The sequence below is a fragment of the Brevibacterium sp. R8603A2 genome (genome assembly GCF_023072605.1).
GTDB classification, from domain to species: domain Bacteria; phylum Actinomycetota; class Actinomycetes; order Actinomycetales; family Brevibacteriaceae; genus Brevibacterium; species Brevibacterium pityocampae.
In genome coordinates this window covers 1-5546 of record NZ_JALLGN010000026.1, presented here as the reverse complement: position 1 = coordinate 5546, position 5546 = coordinate 1, and the positions used below count along the sequence as shown (strand labels likewise).

General features: G+C 56.3%; 3 rRNA genes. All 3 read left to right on the top strand.

The annotated features are described in order from the left end of the window. Window positions 1–30: 30 nt before the first annotated feature. The 3 genes from MTQ12_RS14640 (at window position 31) to rrf (ending at window position 5419) form a co-directional block, all read left to right on the top strand. Window positions 31–1557, top strand: a 16S ribosomal RNA gene (locus tag MTQ12_RS14640). Between the two features lie 439 nt (window positions 1558–1996). Further along, window positions 1997–5105 (top strand): 23S ribosomal RNA (locus MTQ12_RS14635). Window positions 5106–5302: 197 nt separating this feature from the next. Then, window positions 5303–5419, top strand: a 5S ribosomal RNA gene (gene rrf / locus MTQ12_RS14630). Together the 16S, 23S and 5S rRNA genes form the textbook arrangement of a ribosomal RNA operon. Window positions 5420–5546 lie beyond the last annotated feature (127 nt).

Genomic DNA, 5546 nt, shown 5'->3' with positions numbered 1-5546 from the left:
TCTTTTTCTTTTGGCTGGGATTGTATTTTTCTTATGGAGAGTTTGATCCTGGCTCAGGACGAACGCTGGCGGCGTGCTTAACACATGCAAGTCGAACGCTGAAGCCTGCAGCTTGCTGTGGGTGGATGAGTGGCGAACGGGTGAGTAACACGTGAGTAACCTGCCCCTGACTCTGGGATAAGCCCGGGAAACTGGGTCTAATACCGGATATGACCATTCTCCGCATGGAGTGGTGGTGGAAAGTTTTTCGGTTGGGGATGGGCTCGCGGCCTATCAGCTTGTTGGTGGGGTGATGGCCTACCAAGGCGACGACGGGTAGCCGGCCTGAGAGGGCGACCGGCCACACTGGGACTGAGACACGGCCCAGACTCCTACGGGAGGCAGCAGTGGGGAATATTGCACAATGGGGGAAACCCTGATGCAGCGACGCCGCGTGGGGGATGACGGCCTTCGGGTTGTAAACCTCTTTCAGTAGGGAAGAAGCCTTCGGGTGACGGTACCTGCAGAAGAAGTACCGGCTAACTACGTGCCAGCAGCCGCGGTAATACGTAGGGTACAAGCGTTGTCCGGAATTATTGGGCGTAAAGAGCTCGTAGGTGGTCTGTCACGTCTGCTGTGGAAACGCAAGGCTCAACCTTGCGCGTGCAGTGGGTACGGGCGGACTAGAGTGCAGTAGGGGAGTCTGGAATTCCTGGTGTAGCGGTGAAATGCGCAGATATCAGGAGGAACACCGGTGGCGAAGGCGGGACTCTGGGCTGTAACTGACGCTGAGGAGCGAAAGCATGGGGAGCGAACAGGATTAGATACCCTGGTAGTCCATGCCGTAAACGTTGGGCACTAGGTGTGGGGTCCATTCCACGGATTCCGCGCCGTAGCTAACGCATTAAGTGCCCCGCCTGGGGAGTACGGCCGCAAGGCTAAAACTCAAAGGAATTGACGGGGGCCCGCACAAGCGGCGGAGCATGCGGATTAATTCGATGCAACGCGAAGAACCTTACCAAGGCTTGACATACACCGGAATGTGCCAGAGATGGTTCAGCCCTTTGGGCTGGTGTACAGGTGGTGCATGGTTGTCGTCAGCTCGTGTCGTGAGATGTTGGGTTAAGTCCCGCAACGAGCGCAACCCTCGTTCTATGTTGCCAGCACGTGATGGTGGGAACTCATAGGAGACTGCCGGGGTCAACTCGGAGGAAGGTGGGGATGACGTCAAATCATCATGCCCTTTATGTCTTGGGCTTCACGCATGCTACAATGGTCGGTACAGAGGGTTGCGAAGCCGTGAGGCGGAGCGAATCCCAGAAAGCCGGTCTCAGTTCGGATCGTAGTCTGCAACTCGACTACGTGAAGTCGGAGTCGCTAGTAATCGCAGATCAGCAACGCTGCGGTGAATACGTTCCCGGGCCTTGTACACACCGCCCGTCAAGTCACGAAAGTCGGTAACACCCGAAGCCGGTGGCCTAACCCTTGTGGGGGGAGCCGTCGAAGGTGGGACTGGTGATTGGGACTAAGTCGTAACAAGGTAGCCGTACCGGAAGGTGCGGCTGGATCACCTCCTTTCTAAGGAGCTAACACATGATGTGTTGCCACGCTCGGGCCGTTCGTGTCCGTGGTGGTTGCTCATGGGTGGAACATCACAAGAACTGCTCTCACTGGGGTCTTCGGATTCGGGTGGGGGTGCTTGCCGGCGGGTCGCACAGGGTGCGGTCCGGTTGGTGGGGGATGGGCACGCTGTTGGGTCCTGGGAGAACAGGCCCCCACATTTGTGGGTGGGTGTTTTTCTGTGGATGGCGGTCCTGCTGCCGGCGTCAACCGTTCGGGTTGGTGTGTGGGGTGGGGTCTGCTGGTTGTTTGAGAATCGTATAGTGGACGCGAGCATCTGGACATCGCATACATGCCGTGGGTGTGTGTGGGGTGTTCTGTGTGATTTTGTTGTTGTGTTTCTTGTGTTATCCGACTCGGATGCTCCTGGTCATGCTGCGTGTCAGTGTGTGGGGGTGTGTGAGTGTTCAAGAGCGCATGGTGGATGCCTTGGCATCAGGAGCCGATGAAGGACGTTGTAACCTGCGATAAGCCTCGGGGAGTTGGTAAACGAACGGTGATCCGAGGGTGTCCGAATGGGGGAACCCCGCGACATGTCATGTGTCGTGACCCACATCTGAATATATAGGGTGTGTGGGGGGAACGTGGGGAAGTGAAACATCTCAGTACCCACAGGAAGAGAAAATAAGAATGATTCCGTGAGTAGTGGCGAGCGAAAGCGGAAGAGCCTAAACCGTGTGTGTGTCAAGCGTGCAGGTGTTGCATGTGCGGTGTTGTGGGGCTATCCGTCTGAGGGCTGCATTCCTTGGGCATGGCTGTTGTGTGCGTAGTCGAACAGGTTGGGAAGCCTGACCGGAGTGGGTGAGAGTCCCGTAGACGAAACGTGTGCTGGTTGTGTGTGATGGTTCCCGAGTAGGACGGGACTCGTGTAATCCCGTGTGAATCTGCCAGGACCACCTGGTAAGGCTAAATACTCCCTGATGACCGATAGCGGATAGTACCGTGAGGGAATGGTGAAAAGTACCCCGGGAGGGGAGTGAAATAGTACCTGAAACCATGTGCTTACAAGCCGTCAGAGCCTTTCGGGGTGATGGCGTGCCTTTTGAAGAATGAGCCTGCGAGTTAGCGGTGCGTGGCGAGGTTAACCCTGGTGGGGTAGCCGTAGCGAAAGCGAGTCCGAAGAGGGCGTCTGAGTCGCGTGTCCTAGACCCGAAGCGGAGTGATCTAGCCATGGGCAGGGTGAAGCACGTGTAAGAGCGTGTGGAGGCCCGCACCCACTTCAGTTGAAAATGGAGGGGATGACCTGTGGTTAGGGGTGAAAGGCCAATCAAACTCTGTGATAGCTGGTTCTCCCCGAAATGCATTTAGGTGCAGCGTTGCGTGTTGCTTGCCGGAGGTAGAGCTACTGGATGGCTGATGGGCCCCACCGGGTTACTGACGTCAACCAAACTCCGAATGCCGGTAAGTGTAAGCGTGGCAGTGAGACTGCGGGGGATAAGCTTCGTAGTCGAGAGGGAAACAGCCCAGACCACCAACTAAGGCCCCTAAGCGTGTGCTCAGTGGGAAAGGATGTGGAGTTGCGAAGACAACCAGGAGGTTGGCTTAGAAGCAGCCACCCTTGAAAGAGTGCGTAATAGCTCACTGGTCAAGTGATTCCGCGCCGATAATGTAGCGGGGCTTAAGTACACCGCCGAAGTTGTGGCAATACCACGTGTGATGAGCCGCCGGCATGTCCGGTTGGTTGAGTTGTGGTATTGGGTAGGGGAGCGTCGTATGGCCGGTGAAGCTGCGGAGTGATCCAGTGGTGGAGGCTATACGAGTGAGAATGCAGGCATGAGTAGCGAAAGACGGGTGAGAAACCCGTCCGCCGGATGACCAAGGGTTCCAGGGCTAGGCTAATCCGCCCTGGGTAAGTCGGGACCTAAGGCGAGGCCGACAGGCGTAGTCGATGGACAACGGGTTGATATTCCCGTACCGGCGAAGAACCGCCAATACCGAGGCATGTGATACTAACCAGCCGAGACTGTCTCCTGTCCTTCGGGACGGGTGTGCGGTCGAGGGTGGGACCTGAATGTGTAGTAGGTAAGCGTATTAACAGGTGTGACGCAGGAAGGTAGCCGGGCCGCGCGATGGTTGTCGTGGTCTAAGGTCGTAGGACGACAGGTAGGTAAATCCGTCTGTCATGTGTCTGAGAGCTGATGGGCACCCACATCTGGTGGGTGATCCGGTGATCCTATGCTGCCAAGAAAAGCATCGACGTGAGGTTCTAGCCGCCCGTACCCTATTACCGACTCAGGTGGTCAGGTAGAGAATACTAAGGCGATCGAGATAATCGTGGTTAAGGAACTCGGCAAAATGCCCCCGTAACTTCGGGAGAAGGGGGGCCATCCTGGTGAGGAAGATTTTCTCTTCTGAGCTGGTGGTGGCCGCAGAGACCAGGGAGAAGCGACTGTTTACTAAAAACACAGGTCCGTGCGAAGTTGTAAGACGATGTATACGGACTGACGCCTGCCCGGTGCTGGAAGGTTAAGAGGACCTGTTAGAACTTCGGTTCGAAGCGGAGAATTTAAGCCCCAGTAAACGGCGGTGGTAACTATAACCATCCTAAGGTAGCGAAATTCCTTGTCGGGTAAGTTCCGACCTGCACGAATGGCGTAACGACTTCTCCACTGTCTCAACCACGAACTCGGCGAAATTGCACTACGAGTAAAGATGCTCGTTACGCGCAGCAGGACGGAAAGACCCCGAGACCTTCACTACAGTTTGGTATTGGTGTTCGGTGTGGCTTGTGTAGGATAGGTGGGAGACTGTGAAGCATGCACGCCAGTGTGTGTGGAGTCATCGTTGAAATACCACTCTGGCCATAGTGGATTCCTTAACTTCGGACCCTGATCGGGTTCAGGGACAGTGCCTGATGGGTAGTTTAACTGGGGCGGTTGCCTCCCAAAGAGTAACGGAGGCGCCCAAAGGTTCCCTCAGCCTGGTTGGCAATCAGGTGTCGAGTGTAAGTGCACAAGGGAGCTTGACTGTGAGACGGACGTGTCGAGCAGGAGCGAAAGCTGGGACTAGTGACCCGGCCGTGGATTGTGGAATCGCGGTCGCTCAACGGATAAAAGGTACCTCGGGGATAACAGGCTGATCTTGCCCAAGAGTCCATATCGACGGCATGGTTTGGCACCTCGATGTCGGCTCGTCGCATCCTGGGGCTGTAGTCGGTCCCAAGGGTTGGGCTGTTCGCCCATTAAAGCGGTACGCGAGCTGGGTTTAGAACGTCGTGAGACAGTTCGGTCCCTATCCGCTGCGTGCGTAGGAAATTTGAGAAGGGCTGTCCTTAGTACGAGAGGACCGGGACGGACGAACCTCTGGTGTGCCAGTTGTACCGCCAGGTGCATGGCTGGTTGGCTACGTTCGGAAAGGATAACCGCTGAAAGCATCTAAGCGGGAAGCCTGCTTCAAGATGAGATTTCCATTGAGGCGCCCTACAGACTATGGGGTTGATAGGCCAGATGTGGAAGCGCAGCAATGCGTGGAGCTGACTGGTACTAATACGCCGATCACTCACCCACCACCCTTTTCTGGGTGTGTTCGGGTCGGGTAACACAAGCACACACAACACCGTGTTTGAATCCTCTTATGAGAGCACACCAACCGATGGTTGGAAGTATGCTTCGCGTCCACTAGAACAATGACCATCCCGGCCGGCAGCGGTCCTGGGTGGTTCCGCAGAAACCGGACACGTGCGAGCGTGTTCGTCCCATGGTTTTGCGGTGGTCATAGCGGCAGGGAAACGCCCGGTCCCATTCCGAACCCGGAAGCTAAGCCTGCCAGCGCTGATGGTACTGCACTCGACAGGGTGTGGGAGAGTAAGTCACCGCCGCAATATTCTTCACGAGCGAAGGCCCCGAAACCCAGTGTTCCGGGGCCTTCGCCCATTCACCACCAAGCACACCCCGGTCGGGGTGTGCCTTCGCGCATTCACCCACGAAGCACCACCCACCGATAGGAGA